Here is a 13,675-nt window from a genome sequence, read left to right as displayed (position 1 = left end):
ATCTCACCCGGTCTGGGCGTGCAACAGTCCGCCGGCGAGGACGACGACGAGCCCGCCGCCGGCGAGAAGAACCAGTCCGGGGACGAACGAACCGGTCGCGTCGCGCAGCGCCCCGATGAGTACCGGCCCGAAGAAGCCCCCGATCTCCCCGACGGCGAAGATGAAGCCGACCGCGGTGCCGGTCAGGCGGGCGCCGATCCCCTCGAGGTCCGGCGGGATCGCCCGGACGAGCGGCGAGATTCCCCCGACGCCGATCCCGGTGACGATGATGCCGGCGAGGACCAGCGGCCCGGTACCGCCGACGATCACGCCGCTGACGCCGCAGAACGCGACGGCGCCGCAGGCCATCAGGGCGGGCCGTCGCAGTCCGTAGCGGTCGGCCAGTTCCGGGACGATGAGCACGCCGACGACGGTGGACGCCACCAGCAGGCTCGTGGTCTGGCCGGCCGGGCCGGCCGCGAGCCCCCGGGACTCGAGCAGCGTCGGGAGCCATCCCTGCAGGCCGTGGTTCAGGAGCAGGTACATCGTCCCGATGACGACGACCAGCCGGAGCTCGCGGTGGGAGAGCACCACCCGGAGGTCCGCGGCGACCGACTCGAGCGAGAAGGAGTCGTCGTCGGCCATCCGGCCGTCGATCCCCTCCCGGCGGGTGACGGCCGTCCAGACGAGCCCGTAGGCGACGGCGACGACGCCGCTCCAGAAGAACAGCGGTCGCCAGCCGCCGAGCCACGGCCCCAGTATCGGCCGTCCGACGGCGAAGACGAGCGCCGAGCCGGTCGACGCGCCGACGAGGTAGATAGCCGACGGCCGTCCGGTTTTCTCGGGCGGGAACAACACCCCGACCAGTTTCGGGAGCCCGAAGGTGATGGCGGTCGCGCCGACGCCGAGCAGTAGCGTCGCGGCGAACAGCGACGGAAAGCCGGAGGCGGCGCTGCGGACGATCTGTGCGCTCCCGTAGATCAGCACGCCCGCCGCGAGGCTCCGGCCCGGACCGATTCGATCGACGGCGACGCCGGAGAACAGCGCCAGCGGAATGTAGGTCAGCGGCACCGTGCCCGTGAGAATCCCCGCTTGCGTGCTCGAGAGCCCCGCGTCGTCGATGATCACCGACAGGTACGCCGGCAGCGAGAACCAGACGAACATCAGACAGGTGTAGCTCAGCGCGCCGAGGGCGACGAGTCCGTACTCCCGACGGTAGCCGGCGCTCGAGCGACCCATTCGGACGGAGTGAGTGTCGGGTCACTCGAGTAGTTTGCTCTTCCGGTGGATAGCCCCGGGTTCAGTTGACGGGCGGCACCGACCGTTTTCCCCGTCGGCGTCGTTCGTTCGATATGACGCCCGAAGAGCGAGCCGTCCTCGAGCGCGCCCGCGTCGCGACGCTGGCGACGGCCGACGGTGACGGTCGTCCCCACGCGGTACCGATCTGCTACGCGGTGCTCGAGGACGCCGGCGGCGACTCGGCGTCCGACTCCGATCGCGACCTCCGAGTCGTCTCGGCGGTCGACGAGAAACCGAAGTCGACCCGCGACCTCCGGCGCGTCCGCGACGTACGGACGAACCCGCACGCGACCGTGCTCGCCGACTACTACAGCGAGGACTGGTCGCGGCTCGCGTGGGTGCAGGTCCGGGGCCGCGCCGCCGTCATCGAGGCCGACCGCGGCACTGATACCATTCACGACGCCGCCGTCGCCGCCCTCGAGTCGAAGTACAATCAGTACGCTGACCACGACCTCGCCGAGCGCGCGGTTCTCGAGATCCGCGTCGAGCGGACGCGCTCGTGGGGCTCGCTCGAGGAGTACGCGGAGTGGGGCGACGACTCGGAACGAACGGGACTACGCTGACACGGTATCGCCGCGCTCGGGCGCCGCTGCGTCGAACCCGTCGGCGCGCAACTCCTCGGCGAACGCCTCGCAGCGGTCGCCGTGGTTGATCAGCACCTCGCTGTCCCGGTAGGACTCGAGGAACTCGAGGATCCCGTCCCGATCCGCGTGCGCGGAGAAGTCGTACTGTTCGACCTGCGCGCTGATCGGCATCCGGCGGCCGTCGATCTCGGCGCTCCCGGTCTCGAGGAGGTCGCGGCCGGGGGTGCCCTCGACCTGGTAGCCGGTCATGGCGATCTTGTTCATCGGGTTCGCCCGGATCTCGGGGATGTAGGTCATGGCGGGCCCGCCGGAGAGCATCCCGCTGGTGGTGATGATCGCGGCCTTCTGATCGGTGATGCGTTTCCGCTGCCCGTTTCGGCCGGTGACGAACCGCGCGTGGGAGATCGCCCGTCGAAACGCCTCTTCGTCCCGGACGAACCCGGGATACTGGCGGAGCATCTCGGTCACTCGCTTCCCCATCCCGTCGACGTAGCAGGGGATGTCGTGCGCGTCGCAGACGAGCATCAGCTCCTGGGTGCGGCCGATCGCGAACGCGGGGACGACGACCGTGCCGCCCTCCCAGAGGGTCGTCTGCACGCTCTCGGCGAATCGCTCCTCGACGACGGCCCGGTCGTCGTGTTCGACGTCGGAGTAGGTGCTCTCACAGAGGACGATATCGGCGTCGGGGCGCGCGGTAGATCCCGAAACGAGCCGCTGGCCGCCCACGGCCGCTTCGGGCCCGTTCGCGCGACTCGAGGCGACGTCGCCCCGCTGATCGTCGACGTGGAAATCGCCAGTATAGAGCAGTCGCGTCTCGCCGTCGTCGACGAGCACGTGCGCGCTACCCGGAATGTGTCCGGCGTTGTAGAACGTCACCTCGTGGCCGGCCGCCTCGAACGTCTCGCGGTAGCCGTGGGTCTGCGAGACCTGCGTGACGCGCTGGACGTCCGTCTCGGTGAACGGACACTGCATCGTTCCGCCGTGGAGGTTCAGCGTGTCTCGAGCGAGCGTCAGCGTCAGTTCGTACGTCGGCGGCGTCCAGTGGATCGGCGGCCGCGCGTCGCCCGAGAGCAGCGACGGCACGGCGCCGACGTGATCGAGGTGACCGTGGGAGACGACGACCGCCTCTGGCGTCGGCGTCTCGAGGGGAAACTGCGGCGGGTTCGCCGTCAGCATCCCGAAATCGAGCAGCAAGGCGTCGTTCACGAGGACCGCGCTGCGACCCACCTCGCGAGCGCCGCCGAGAAATCGGAGCTCCATCGTTCGCACTGCGTCCTCGAGTCGAATAAGGGGTTTCAAAATCGATGCGGCGTCAGGGCGACGGCGGACCAACGACGGCAGGGCCGCAGCGGACCGACGGTGGCAGGTCGGCGACGGCGCGACGCCGCGATTACCGATCCCAGAGCCGCGTCCGATCGCTCGCGGTCGTCGAGTCGCGCGAGCGCCGCGCGTCGAGACCGTCGGTTCGACCGTGTCCGTCCTCGAGGATCCGGTCGAGTTCCCGTTCGAACTCGGCCTCGCTGAGTTCGCCGTCGACGTACTGCGAGCGGAGGCGTTCCTCGCGACCGTCGGTCGATCGGGCGCCGTCGCTTCCGTACGCGGCCTCGAGGTCGTTCCCGCCCCCGTCGTCCCGAAGCAGGGAGACGAGCCCGACGGCGGCGAGGACGACGACGGCGAGCAGTGCGAGCGTCACGACGGCCGTAACGACGGTCGCGACGACCGAGAGGACGATGCCGACGACGGTCGCGATGACGCTGAGGACGACGAGCGCGAGCAGGAGGGCGCCGGCGCCCTTGAGCAGGAGTGATCCGAATCGAGCCATACCTGTAATTCGGTTCACACGCACAAAAACGTACAGACGTCAGGAGCCGTTGGAACGGGGCTCGCCGGGCGCCGCCACGAGGGGGGCCGTTCGCTTCGTGAGTCCGATGAGGTACGCGTCGAGTAGGCAGACGATCAGGACGGCGAGCGGGACGGCGACGTCGAGATAGCTCACCGAGTCGAACTGCAGCGCCGTGACGAGGAACGGCTCGCTCACGTCGAACGCGCCCGACAGGGACCGAGCGGAGAGGACGGCGAGCGCGAGGACGTACAGTCCGAACCAGCTCGCTCCGCGTTTCCACTCGCCCAGATAGCAGTGGCCGAGCCCGGCGACGAACGCCGAGAGGGGATACGCAGGCCAGATCGGTCGCGAGAGTTCGCCGTCGCTCATCGGTCGTGACTCACCCGGAAAACGGCAGCCGCGTTGCGCGCTCGAGCCGATCGAGCGGTGTCGGACCGTCACCGGTCGTCTCGACGGCCCCGGTCAGCGACGCGAGCGCCTCGCGGGCCCGCTCGAGGTGTGACTCGACGACCGGATCGTCGGTGCCGTTCTCGTCGCTCGGCGCCGCTCGCGCGACCGTCTCGCCGGCGAGGACGCGAACGGCGCGCGACCGGAGATCGGTATCGGACGCGTTCGGCGACCGAGACGTGAGTGCAGTCATCACCGCGTGGCTATAGGTCCGCAGCGCCGTCCGTGTTTCGGTCGGCGCGTCGACGACGGCCGCGCCGAGCGCACCGGCGGTCTCGGCGAGCGTCGCCTCGACGTCGGAGGCGTCGATGGCCGCGCGCCGTTCGTCGAACGGATCGGCGTCGGACAGGGCCAGGAACCGACGCGCGAGCGCCGACGACCCCTCGGTCAGCAGGCGATACAGCTCGAGTTGCCGCTCGGCCGCGAGCGGCGCGTCGGCGATCGTCGCGTAGGCGCCGGCGTGCAGGCGGTCGCTCGCCAGGAGGACGGCGTCCCGGTCTGCCGGGAACTGAGCCTCCGCGAGCAGGCCGGACAGCCAGTCGGGCGCCGAGTCGACTGCGCGGATCGGGGCGTCGCGATCGGCACCGTCGTCGGCGCTCACCACCAGCGCGAGGCGGAGTCGGACGTACCCCTCGAGGAGGGTGACCGACGTGGTGACGGGCTCGAGGAGGCGGCCGATACGGTCCGCGTCCGACCGCGTGTGGGCGTCTGTGGCCTCGAATCCGACTTCGCCGGCGACGGCACACAGCGTCGCGGGCAGCGATCGGTCCCGGGGCGGCAGCGATGCGGTAGCCAGCGTCCGGATCGGTGCCGCCAGCCCGCCGATCGTCTCGTCGAAGCGCGGACGCCGGGCGTCCCGATACTCGTCGCCGGCGTGGTGTCGGGCCTCGCGGTCGTCGACAGCGGCGGGGTCGGTGAAGTCAGTCATCCGGACGATCCGCCGTCCCGATCCGAACGCGGTTCACCGCCGGTCGACGACTCGTCGGCGCCGTGCGAGAGTCGGTCGTCGGGCGGGAACTCGACGTCGACGTCGGCGGGAAACTCGACGCCCGGTGCGAGGATGTCCGCGACGATCCGATCGACGGACTCCGTCTTGACCGCCTCGAGGTACTCGTCGCGACCGAGCGTGAACTGGCGGATCCGCGCGCCGTCGAAGGCCGCGAGCAACAGCGCCGACACGGCCGCCGGATCGTGGTCTCGAAAAACGCCCTCCTCGATGCCGTCGCGGAGGATCTCTTCGAGCGCCCCTCGAAGACGGTCGTCGCTCTCGCGGAGTTTGTCCCGAAAGGCGTCGTTGTACGGCGCCTGTGCCCGGAGTTCGAGCAAGGCGGTGTGAAAGCCCAACTGCTCGTCGTCCGCTCCGGAGAGGAACCAGTCGACGATGACCGCGAGTCGCTCGAGCGCCGGCCAATCTCGCGTCCGCGCGACGCGCGAGTCGAATCCCTCGAGGAGGTACTCGATGAAGTCGGCGACGAGCGCGTCGAGCGAGTCGTAGTGATAGAACAGCGCGGACTTGCTGCGATCGGTCCGATCGGCGATGGCCTGCGCGGTGAGATCGGAGTAGCCGACCTCGCAGAGGGCCTCGTACGTCGCACCCATGATCGCGTCACGAGTGTCTGGGCTAGTCACTGACCGAGTGGTCAGGCAGCGGAGGGAAAGTCGTTTCGGTTCGAACAACGACGGGCGGAGCAACGGCGGACCCCGACGCCGACCGCTACTCCTCCGTGCGATATCGTTGGATTCCGAACCGGCCGTAGTCGCCGTAGGCGATCTCGAGCGAGCCGATCCACCAGTTCCACCGGTCGGTCGGTGGGCCGTCAGGCGCGTCCGCGAGTTCGTCGACGACGACGTCGTTCGTCAGCGGCACCCCGACGTCGTCCTCGTACTGGCCGGCGTCGGCGAGGTCGACGGCCTGTCGGACGACCACGCGGGACTGGCCCATCGTACCGCCGAACTCGTCGCGCAAGCGGACCTCGAGTTTCCCGGGATCGATGAACACGCGTCGCCGTAGGCGTTGCAGCTACTTGACTGTTCGAGCGGCGACGACCGCGACGCTCGGTTCGAACCGTTCGATAGCGGAGCCACACCGATCTCGATGGCCGGGAGGACGGCTCGAGCATCGCGAGAGCCGTCCGACTCGGGGAAGGGCAGGCGTTCACCAGTAACGACCGCGAGCGAACGGATGCGCGGCGCGAAGCGCCGCGGAAAGACGAGCGGCGCAAGCCGCGAGTCAGTGAGCGAGCGGGCCGACGACTGACCCGGAGTGAACGAAGTGAACGTCGGGAAAGGAGGAGCGCTTTTCATCGAAGTTTTGCCGAGGGCGCGGCGTAGCCGCGCCCGCAGAGCAAAAGTTCGATCGATGTTCTTTTGAGCGACGGTCCTCTTCCGTCGGGTATGGCAAGTTTCACTGTCGTCGTCGGCGACCCCGACTCCGGGTCGTCCTATCAGCTCGAAGCGGAGGAACAGGACGCGAACCGGTTTATCGGGAAGTCGATCGGCGAGGAAGTCGACGGCGGCGCGGTCGGTCTCGACGGCTACACGCTCGAGATCACCGGCGGCTCCGACGACGCCGGTCGACCGCTGAACCCCGAGGTCGCGGGCACGAACCTCAAGGAGGTCCTGATGAAGGAGCGCCAGACGGGCTACAAGCCGTCCCGTGACGGCGAGCGCCGCCGAATCACGGTTCGGGGCCGCGAGGTCTCCGACGCCGTCGCACAGATCAACGCCTCGATCGTCGACCGCGGCAGCGCCGACGTCGACGAACTGCTCGGCGAGGGCGACGCCGAGGACGGCGAGTAACCGACGAGTTTTCTTCGGCCATGGCAGATCGAATTGCGAGCGACCATCCGTCAGTGCAGACGGTTCGGTCGACCTGCGCGGAGACGACGACGGGCGTGCGCCTCGAGATCCCGGCCGACGACCGGGAGGCGTTTCCGACCGACGAGGTCGTCCGGTTCGTCCTCGAGGGAGAAGAGCTGTTCGGACGGGTCGAACGGGCGTTGACCGGCGACGACCTCACGATTCCGGGCGTCTACGAGACGCCGGACGCGGCGCGCGATCCGAGCGGCGCGACGGATCGCCTCGTCGAGTGGATCGACGAGGGGAGCGTGTCGACGGGCGGCTCGGTGCTGATCGACGTCGTCGAGCCCGACTTCCTCTACGGACTGCGGGCCCCCGGCGAGACGACCTACTACGACGCGTACGAACCGCCGAGTGGCAGCCTGAGCGATATCGCGAAGGACCTCGAGGACCGGTAGCAGCCGGAGTCCGTCTCGACGGAGAGACAGACAGGATGGCGTGGAACGGTAGCGACGGCCGGCGAACGGCGTCGCTACGGCCATTCATAGTCACACTCGTTCGATCGAGGGAGGAACACGAACGCTCGGCGAGCGACCGCCGCGCCGCGTCTCAGAGTCGCGGCAGGAACGCGTACAGCAGGAGCCCGAAGGCCAGGTGCTGGACCATCGTTCGCTCGACGGTGGCCCTGACGAACTCCTCGTCGGCGATGGAGTACTCCTTGGTTCGGACCTTCGCGTGCATCGACAGCACGTCCTCGTCCTCCAGGTCGTGGAGGCTCGGATAGACGGTCCCCGGACTGAGTTGGGCACCGAAGAGATGGGTCAGGTCCGAGAGCAGTTCCTTCCCGTGGGTCTCCTCGTGTAGGGCGATCAGCAGCAGGAGGATCTCGTCGAGATTCTCCTTGATCAGCGCCTCGTCGAACTGGACGTCGTCGGTCGGCAACGCCGCGTTGACCTGCTCCATTAGTTCGTCGAGCTCGCGCTCGACGTCCTCGGCCGACTCCGCCGTCGTTCCAAGGGAGATATCGTACGATTCCGACTGTGAATCCGCAGTCGCCGCCCTCGACAGTTCGTCGAAGACGGACTCGGTATTGGGGGTTTCCTCACGCATTAACGATCACCAGTGGGGGGTGCGTGAATGGAACCGGAGAGCCACTCGTCGGCCACGCACTGCCGCCGGCGGCGATGGCCCCAGTCACGACTACTGTGACCCTGGCACTGACAGATATTAAACGACAGGGAACGGAACAGACAGGGATTACGTAATTAGAAGTTATCCTGATTTATAAAATAACTGTTTTGTAGGCCATTCGGGATCGCTAGGAACTGAGAGCCCCGATAGCAGCGTATTCGATCAGTAATTAGAATCGTCACCACAGAGTAGAACGGTTTTGCTACGAGACCGGAGTTCGCTAATAAGTTTTGTGGCGACGCGTGAAATGAATGGTTAATACGTCGACGGGCCGTCGCGGATGATACTGACCATCTCGTCGGGGTCGTCGGACTCGTCGTCCTCGTCGATCCGGCGTTCGACGCGTCGGTCGGCCATCCGAGCGATCATCACGTGCTCTTCGAGGTCGTCGCCGCGGATCGTCGCGATGTACTCGAGGCTCTGGGCGTGGGCGCTGAACAGCGTCCCGCTGAGCGACTCGAGCGGGTACTCGAGCGACGTGGGTTCGTCGTACCGTTTATTGTGGATTTCGCCCAGCGAGAGGCCCCGCAGATAGGAGACCATCTGTTCGCGTACGAGCGAACTGATCCAGCCGAGGGTCTCGTAGTAACGCAGGCAGTTGAGTGCCCCCGTCGTCCCGAACGTTTCGCCGAGGAAGCGGGCCCACTGGATGGTCGCGTCGGTCCGCCCGGCCGATCGTTCGAGCGTCTCGAGATACGGTTTAGATCCTGACATGGTAGCTGGCCGGCGTCTCCGGACTCTATCGATAGCAGTCGGGGGAGTATCAAGAAGGTTCGTCCGATTACGAGCGCTGAGTCGTCCTCGCAGTCGTTCGGGTCGGCGCCGTCGGGAGACCGCTGGAACTCGAACGCGGCGACGAAGTCGTCGCGAACCGACGGCACCTACATCACGAAGTTGACAATGTACTGCGTGCTGACGGCGATAACGGCGCCGAGCCAGGTCATGAAGACGAAGTGAACGAGGCTGCTGATCAGGTGGCCGCGGTCGGTGATCCGGATCATGATCGACGACAGCATCGCGTTGATGAGGATCGTGATGATCAGCAGGTACTCGATCGCGACGAGGTTGTACTGTTCGGTGTGCATGAACGACCCCGCGGCGGAGTTCATCTCGTCCATGTTCATCTCGGCGGTGATGTCCATCATGATCTCGACGATCTCGAGGCCGATGAAGAAGGCGAAGACGCTCGAGGCCGTGATCCCGTAGAGGACGCCGATGAGCGTCGTCGTCGCCTGCTGGCGTTTCTCGCGGACCTTGAGCACCTCGTTCTGGTTCTTGTTGATCACGTTCCCCAGCACCTTCGGATCGCCGCCCATCTGTCGGCCGACGACGTACATGTCGCCGAACTTCTGGATGAGGTAGGAGCCGGTCTCGGCGGCGAACAGTCGCCACGAGCGGACGTTGTCGATCCGCATGTTGAGTCGCTTGTAGAGGGCGTCGACGTTCGCGGTCAGCGCCCCGAAGTCCTTGCGGCGCAGGCTCTCTAGGACGTTCCCGGTCGAGGTCTGTTTGACGCCCTCGACGGTCCCGAGCGCGCGGATAAAGCTGGGGAACTCGGCGTCGCGGTCCTTGACCCGCTCTTCCTCCTGGCGCATGCGCCAACCGGGCAACAGCAGCGGCGTCACCGGGATCGCCGCCAGAATCGGCAGCGGGATTCGATCGGCGGCGATCGGCAGGATCCCGAGGAGAACGAGCAAGACGAGAGTCGCGAGGACGAGACTGGTCCCGATGCCGATCGCCAGCGCCCGGGGAATCCGCGATAGCGGACCGCGTCCGGCCGTCTCCTCGATGTACCAGATCGGGTCGTACGGCGAGACGACGTGGATCGCGTAGACGAACCCCACCTGCACGATCGCGAACATGGCGATCGTCCCGCCGATGAGCAGCGTCGGATTGATTCCGATCAGAATCGGCAGCACGATCGCGAACACGAGCACGAACGCCACCGACAGCATCATCGACATGTACAGCTCCTTCATCACGTCGAGTTTCGCCAGGTCCGACTCGTAGCGGGTGACGAACTGCTGGATGATCGTGTCCTGTTCGTCCATCAGGAACTCGCTGATCTGCTGGCCGCCGCCGACGGTGTAGGCGAGTCGCTCGAGGAAGTCCGTCAGGAGGGGGCTCGTCGTCTGTTTGGCCCGCAGCCGACAGGCGTCGTCCAGACTCTGGTTCCAGGTGTCGACCAGCGCGACGAGATAGCCCATCTCCTCGGCGAGCGCGTCGTACTCGTCCTCCTCGGCGAGGGTCCGAAAGATCTCGACGCGGTTGATGTTCGTCATCGAGAGGACGGTGATGTGGGTCAAGAAGAGGTGAAAGCGCTGCCGGACTTGCTTTCGCTTGCGGTCCTGAGCGAGTTTCGGGTAGATAACGGCGACGACCATCGCCAGCAGTCCGAGCAGGACGACGGGGAGTGCGACCAACAGCGAGAGGTCCAGGACGACCACCAGTACCACTGTGGCGATGAACAGTCCGAACCCGGGCGCGATCGCGAGCAGGAGGTATCGTCCGGTGGACATGCCCATGTTCGCGTACGCCGCGTTGAGCGACTCGAGGAGGGAGCGAGCGCTCATGTCCGGCGTCGGCTGGGGTTCCGATTCTGATTCCGTCGACATAGGGGTGGGATCTAGGGGGGAGGGGTTGAAGCGGGATACGGGAAACGCGTCAGGCGAACTGGTTGAGACCGCGGATCTGGATCGGCAGTCCCTCGACGCCGTCGCGCTGGAAGCCGGCGATGGCCTCGTTGACCTCGTGGTAGCCGAGCACGTCGGCGTCGATGAGCTGGCGGATGATCTCCGCGCGCCGATCGAGTTCGTCGTAGATCTCGCGGGTGTCCTGGTAGCCCAGCAGGGTCGCGATCTGTTCTTCCAGCACGTAGGAGTTGTTTCGACCCGTGAAGGCGACCTCGTCGTCGCGGGGGTCCCACTTGAACGCCTGCCGAGTGACGACGCCGCCCTCGTAGTCGGAGTAGCCCTCGATCTCCTGGACCGAAGTGACCCGGCGGAGGACGTCGTCGCCCTGTTTGACCCGGTTCTGGAACAGCGCGACGTCGCAGTTGTCCATGAACGTCTCCGGGACGTTGATCGGGGCCCCGGTAAAGCGCTGGATCATCGAGACGATGTCGCTAGCGTGGAACGTGAGCATGACGGGATGACCCGTCTGGGCCGCCTGAAACGCCATCTGTCCCTCCGCCCCGCGGACCTCGCCCACGATGATGTAGTCGGGGCGCGAACGGAGCGCGGCCGCGACCAGATCGAACATGTCGACGTCGGCCGACTCGTCGCCCGACCCCTCGCGCGTCAGGAGTTGCTGCCACGTGTCGTGGGGCGGCAACACTTCCGCCGTGTCCTCCGCCGTGTAGATCTTCGAGTCCTGTGGAATGAACGAGAGGATCGCGTTCAGCGTCGTCGTCTTCCCGGAGGCCGTCTCGCCGACGACGAACACCGTTTGCTCGTTCTCGAGGCAGAGCCACAGATACGCCGCCAGTTCCGGGCTGAGCGTCCCCCACTTCGTGATCTGGAGGATCGACAGCGGAATGTCCTCCCCCTGACGGATCGTCATCGAGGGCCCCTGAACGGAGACGTCGTCGGAGTAGATGATGTTGATACGCGAGCCGTTGGGCAGGGTCGCGTCGATCACCGGATCGGAGTCGCTGACCGGGTGGTTCATCCGCTCGCCCATGTTCCGAAGCCACTGCTCGAACTCCGCGGGGGTGCCGAAGTCGACCGTCGCCTCGATCATCCCGTACGTGCCGTGATCGAGGTAACACTGCGTGGGACCGATCACGTGGATGTCCTCGTTGGCCGCGTCGACCATCACCGGTTCCAGCGGCCCGAGCCCGACGATGTCCCGCTGGAGCTGGTACCGGAGTCGATCGAACTGGTCCCGCGAGAGGGAGATCTTGCTGGTGCCGAGGGACTTGAGCCGACCGATCGACTGGCCGGTGAGCCCCGAAGTCACCTCGACGACGTCGTCGAGCAGTTCGTCGAGATGCTCCTCGAACTCGTCGTTGTCGCCGGGCGCCGGTCGCGTGACGCTCTTGTCCAGAATCCGTCGCCGGATTCGATCGTACAGCTCCTTGTCCGCTCCCTCGAGGGTCGGCTCGACGCAGTAGTAGGTAGTACTGATGCCGAGGTCGCCGTAGACGTGACAGAAGATCGGTGCCTCGGCCTCGTAGATCACGTTCGGCCGATCGGACTCCCACTCGCCCGACGGCTCGTCGATCAGTTTCGGATACTCGTTGTACTCCTCGTAGAACCACTCGAGGTGTTCCCGCAGGTGCGGGTACTCGTCGGCCAGTGCGTCCAGTTCGTTCTCGAGTCGTGCGGTGCCGAAATCGGACATGTTATGCCACCGTTCTACTGACGATCGAGATTCCCCGGCCCTGCTGGACGTTGAAGCCGATCGAATCGTCGACGGGGTTTCGCATGTTCTGGAACCGACGAACGAGAATCTTCCGGCGGATCTCCTGGCCGACCGCGTTCGTCTCGATCTGGAAGTAGACGTCGGCCACGTTCCGCAGCGGCCGCAGCGCGTCGTCGCGAACGCTCGTCGGATCGATCGTCAGGACGACCGTCTTGCCCCGCGTGGTCACGTGCCGGAGGAAGGTAACGAGCCGCTGGATGACGTGGTCCTCGTCGCCCTCGTCGGTGACCGCCTCGTAGTTGGGATCGTTTCGCAACAGCGCCGAGAGCGTGTCGACGTAGACCACGTCGGCCTTCCAGAGGGTCTCGGCGCTCGCGAAGCGGGCCAGCAGCTGGCGGTTCCGCCCTCTGTCGTGCGTGTCGACGTTCGCGTGCAGGAACAGCAACTGTTCGTTCAACAGGAGGTCGACGACGTCGTAGGACAGCGAGTTCATCTGCTGGACGAACTCCCAGCACTCGAGTTCCGTCGAGATGTAGGTGACGGAGGCGTCCTCGGTAGCCATCCCGTAGGAGAACCGCTGGGAGAGCGCACTCTTGCCGGCGCCGTCCTCTCCCTCGATGAGGACGACGCTGCCCTCGGGAATGCCGCCGCCGATGGCGTTGTTCACGCGATCCCGCCCCGTCAGTCCGATTGAGTGATAGTCAGTCATGGTACGTAGAATTCGAGCGTCTCCTCGTCGCCGTGGGTGCTGACGACGATCCGGTGCTCGGCGTCCGTCTCGAGGGACGCGTCGAACCGCAGTTCGGCGACGTCGCCGCGCCGCCAGCTGCTGGTATTACCCTGCAGTTCGACCGTTATCGCGTCCCGCTGGACGTACTCTCCGTTGAGTAGCACGTCCAGATCGCTCCCGTCGCTCGCGAGCGTCTTCTCGCCGGTGTTCTTGACGAGGACCGTGACGGCCTCCTCGGTCCCGTTGTACACCGCGTCGCTGCCCGGGTCGCTGATTATCTCGATGTCGGTGTCGATCTGGTCCCTGACGTCGCCGCTGTAGGTGTCGATCGAGTTGCTGATATCGTTGACGTTGGTCACGAGCGTCCCCGCGACCCCGGCCGCGACGAGCATCGCGGCGATGAACAGGATCAGCGTCGAGACCGAATCGCCGGCCATC

General features: G+C 66.4%; 16 protein-coding genes. 3 read left to right on the top strand and 13 right to left on the bottom strand.

Annotated features, from left to right (window positions below):
- Positions 1-3: 3 nt before the first annotated feature.
- Positions 4-1,218: an MFS transporter gene (locus tag WD430_RS09390; protein WP_339105761.1), complete on the bottom strand. Its 1,215-nt coding sequence runs from the start codon at positions 1,216-1,218 to the stop codon at positions 4-6.
- A 113-nt stretch (positions 1,219-1,331) separates the two neighbouring features.
- Between WD430_RS09390 and WD430_RS09385 the strand changes: the two genes are divergently transcribed.
- On the top strand, positions 1,332-1,841 hold the full coding sequence (locus tag WD430_RS09385; RefSeq protein WP_339105760.1) for a TIGR03668 family PPOX class F420-dependent oxidoreductase: 510 nt from the start codon (positions 1,332-1,334) through the stop codon (positions 1,839-1,841).
- Here WD430_RS09385 and WD430_RS09380 read toward each other — a convergent pair.
- The 6 genes from WD430_RS09380 to WD430_RS09355 all read right to left on the bottom strand — a co-directional run bounded on the left by WD430_RS09380 (position 1,833) and on the right by WD430_RS09355 (position 6,151).
- Complete coding sequence (locus tag WD430_RS09380) at positions 1,833-3,122, bottom strand: MBL fold metallo-hydrolase (RefSeq protein WP_339105759.1); 1,290 nt, start codon at positions 3,120-3,122, stop codon at positions 1,833-1,835. The genes WD430_RS09385 and WD430_RS09380 overlap by 9 nt on opposite strands.
- A 130-nt stretch (positions 3,123-3,252) precedes the next feature.
- Positions 3,253-3,684: an SHOCT domain-containing protein gene (locus tag WD430_RS09375; RefSeq protein WP_339105758.1), complete on the bottom strand. Its 432-nt coding sequence runs from the start codon at positions 3,682-3,684 to the stop codon at positions 3,253-3,255.
- Between the two features lie 39 nt (positions 3,685-3,723).
- Positions 3,724-4,074 carry a hypothetical protein gene (locus tag WD430_RS09370; RefSeq protein WP_339105757.1) on the bottom strand — a complete coding sequence of 117 codons (351 nt, stop codon included), beginning with the start codon at positions 4,072-4,074 and terminating at the stop codon, positions 3,724-3,726.
- Positions 4,075-4,084: 10 nt separating this feature from the next.
- Positions 4,085-5,080, bottom strand: coding sequence for a hypothetical protein (locus WD430_RS09365; RefSeq protein WP_339105756.1), 996 nt, complete (start codon positions 5,078-5,080; stop codon positions 4,085-4,087).
- Complete coding sequence (locus tag WD430_RS09360; RefSeq protein WP_339105755.1) at positions 5,077-5,781, bottom strand: TetR/AcrR family transcriptional regulator; 705 nt, start codon at positions 5,779-5,781, stop codon at positions 5,077-5,079. The genes WD430_RS09365 and WD430_RS09360 overlap by 4 nt, the downstream gene beginning before the upstream one ends.
- An 85-nt stretch (positions 5,782-5,866) precedes the next feature.
- Complete coding sequence (locus WD430_RS09355) at positions 5,867-6,151, bottom strand: hypothetical protein (RefSeq protein ID WP_339105754.1); 285 nt, start codon at positions 6,149-6,151, stop codon at positions 5,867-5,869.
- Between the two features lie 395 nt (positions 6,152-6,546).
- Here WD430_RS09355 and WD430_RS09350 point away from each other — a divergent pair, with 395 nt between their 5' ends.
- Both WD430_RS09350 and WD430_RS09345 read left to right on the top strand, forming a co-directional pair.
- Positions 6,547-6,951 (top strand): 30S ribosomal protein S6e, encoded by a 405-nt coding sequence (locus WD430_RS09350; RefSeq protein ID WP_339105753.1) that lies wholly within the window; start codon positions 6,547-6,549, stop codon positions 6,949-6,951.
- 20 nt (positions 6,952-6,971) lie between these two features.
- On the top strand, positions 6,972-7,409 hold the full coding sequence (locus WD430_RS09345; protein WP_339105751.1) for a hypothetical protein: 438 nt from the start codon (positions 6,972-6,974) through the stop codon (positions 7,407-7,409).
- A 151-nt stretch (positions 7,410-7,560) separates the two neighbouring features.
- On the opposite strand, the gene WD430_RS09340 is transcribed toward WD430_RS09345, so the two are convergent.
- The 6 genes from WD430_RS09340 to WD430_RS09315 form a co-directional block, all read right to left on the bottom strand.
- Positions 7,561-8,061 carry a helix-turn-helix transcriptional regulator gene (locus tag WD430_RS09340; RefSeq protein WP_339105750.1) on the bottom strand — a complete coding sequence of 167 codons (501 nt, stop codon included), beginning with the start codon at positions 8,059-8,061 and terminating at the stop codon, positions 7,561-7,563.
- A gap of 336 nt (positions 8,062-8,397) precedes the next feature.
- Positions 8,398-8,856 (bottom strand): FlaD/FlaE family flagellar protein, encoded by a 459-nt coding sequence (locus WD430_RS09335; protein ID WP_339105749.1) that lies wholly within the window; start codon positions 8,854-8,856, stop codon positions 8,398-8,400.
- A gap of 167 nt (positions 8,857-9,023) precedes the next feature.
- Positions 9,024-10,757 carry an archaellar assembly protein FlaJ gene (gene flaJ, locus WD430_RS09330; RefSeq protein WP_339105748.1) on the bottom strand — a complete coding sequence of 578 codons (1,734 nt, stop codon included), beginning with the start codon at positions 10,755-10,757 and terminating at the stop codon, positions 9,024-9,026.
- Positions 10,758-10,806: 49 nt separating this feature from the next.
- The gene (locus WD430_RS09325) at positions 10,807-12,486 is read right to left on the bottom strand and encodes a type II/IV secretion system ATPase subunit (protein ID WP_339105747.1); all 1,680 of its coding nucleotides are present in this window, start codon (positions 12,484-12,486) and stop codon (positions 10,807-10,809) included.
- A 1-nt stretch (position 12,487) separates the two neighbouring features.
- On the bottom strand, positions 12,488-13,216 hold the full coding sequence (locus WD430_RS09320) for an ATPase domain-containing protein (protein ID WP_339105746.1): 729 nt from the start codon (positions 13,214-13,216) through the stop codon (positions 12,488-12,490).
- Positions 13,213-13,674: a flagellar protein G gene (locus WD430_RS09315; protein WP_339105745.1), complete on the bottom strand. Its 462-nt coding sequence runs from the start codon at positions 13,672-13,674 to the stop codon at positions 13,213-13,215. Before WD430_RS09315 ends, WD430_RS09320 begins: the two co-directional genes overlap by 4 nt.
- Position 13,675: the final 1 nt, after the last annotated feature.

It is taken from the genome of Haloterrigena sp. KLK7 (assembly GCF_037914945.1).
GTDB lineage: Archaea > Halobacteriota > Halobacteria > Halobacteriales > Natrialbaceae > Haloterrigena > Haloterrigena salinisoli.
This window is presented reverse-complemented; position numbering and strand designations above follow the sequence as displayed.

Excerpts from the sequence above, each read along its gene's own strand:
- WD430_RS09390 (WP_339105761.1), bottom strand. The coding sequence starts at position 1,218 with ATGGGTCGCTCGAGCGCCGGCTACCGTCGGGAGTACGGACTCGTCGCC.
- WD430_RS09385 (WP_339105760.1), top strand. The coding sequence starts at position 1,332 with ATGACGCCCGAAGAGCGAGCCGTCCTCGAGCGCGCCCGCGTCGCGACG.
- WD430_RS09380 (WP_339105759.1), bottom strand. The coding sequence starts at position 3,122 with ATGGAGCTCCGATTTCTCGGCGGCGCTCGCGAGGTGGGTCGCAGCGCG.
- WD430_RS09375 (WP_339105758.1), bottom strand. The coding sequence starts at position 3,684 with ATGGCTCGATTCGGATCACTCCTGCTCAAGGGCGCCGGCGCCCTCCTG.
- WD430_RS09370 (WP_339105757.1), bottom strand. The coding sequence starts at position 4,074 with ATGAGCGACGGCGAACTCTCGCGACCGATCTGGCCTGCGTATCCCCTC.
- WD430_RS09365 (WP_339105756.1), bottom strand. The coding sequence starts at position 5,080 with ATGACTGACTTCACCGACCCCGCCGCTGTCGACGACCGCGAGGCCCGA.
- WD430_RS09350 (WP_339105753.1), top strand. The coding sequence starts at position 6,547 with ATGGCAAGTTTCACTGTCGTCGTCGGCGACCCCGACTCCGGGTCGTCC.
- WD430_RS09345 (WP_339105751.1), top strand. The coding sequence starts at position 6,972 with ATGGCAGATCGAATTGCGAGCGACCATCCGTCAGTGCAGACGGTTCGG.
- WD430_RS09340 (WP_339105750.1), bottom strand. The coding sequence starts at position 8,061 with ATGCGTGAGGAAACCCCCAATACCGAGTCCGTCTTCGACGAACTGTCG.
- WD430_RS09335 (WP_339105749.1), bottom strand. The coding sequence starts at position 8,856 with ATGTCAGGATCTAAACCGTATCTCGAGACGCTCGAACGATCGGCCGGG.
- flaJ (WP_339105748.1), bottom strand. The coding sequence starts at position 10,757 with ATGTCGACGGAATCAGAATCGGAACCCCAGCCGACGCCGGACATGAGC.
- WD430_RS09325 (WP_339105747.1), bottom strand. The coding sequence starts at position 12,486 with ATGTCCGATTTCGGCACCGCACGACTCGAGAACGAACTGGACGCACTG.
- WD430_RS09320 (WP_339105746.1), bottom strand. The coding sequence starts at position 13,216 with ATGACTGACTATCACTCAATCGGACTGACGGGGCGGGATCGCGTGAAC.
- WD430_RS09315 (WP_339105745.1), bottom strand. The coding sequence starts at position 13,674 with ATGGCCGGCGATTCGGTCTCGACGCTGATCCTGTTCATCGCCGCGATG.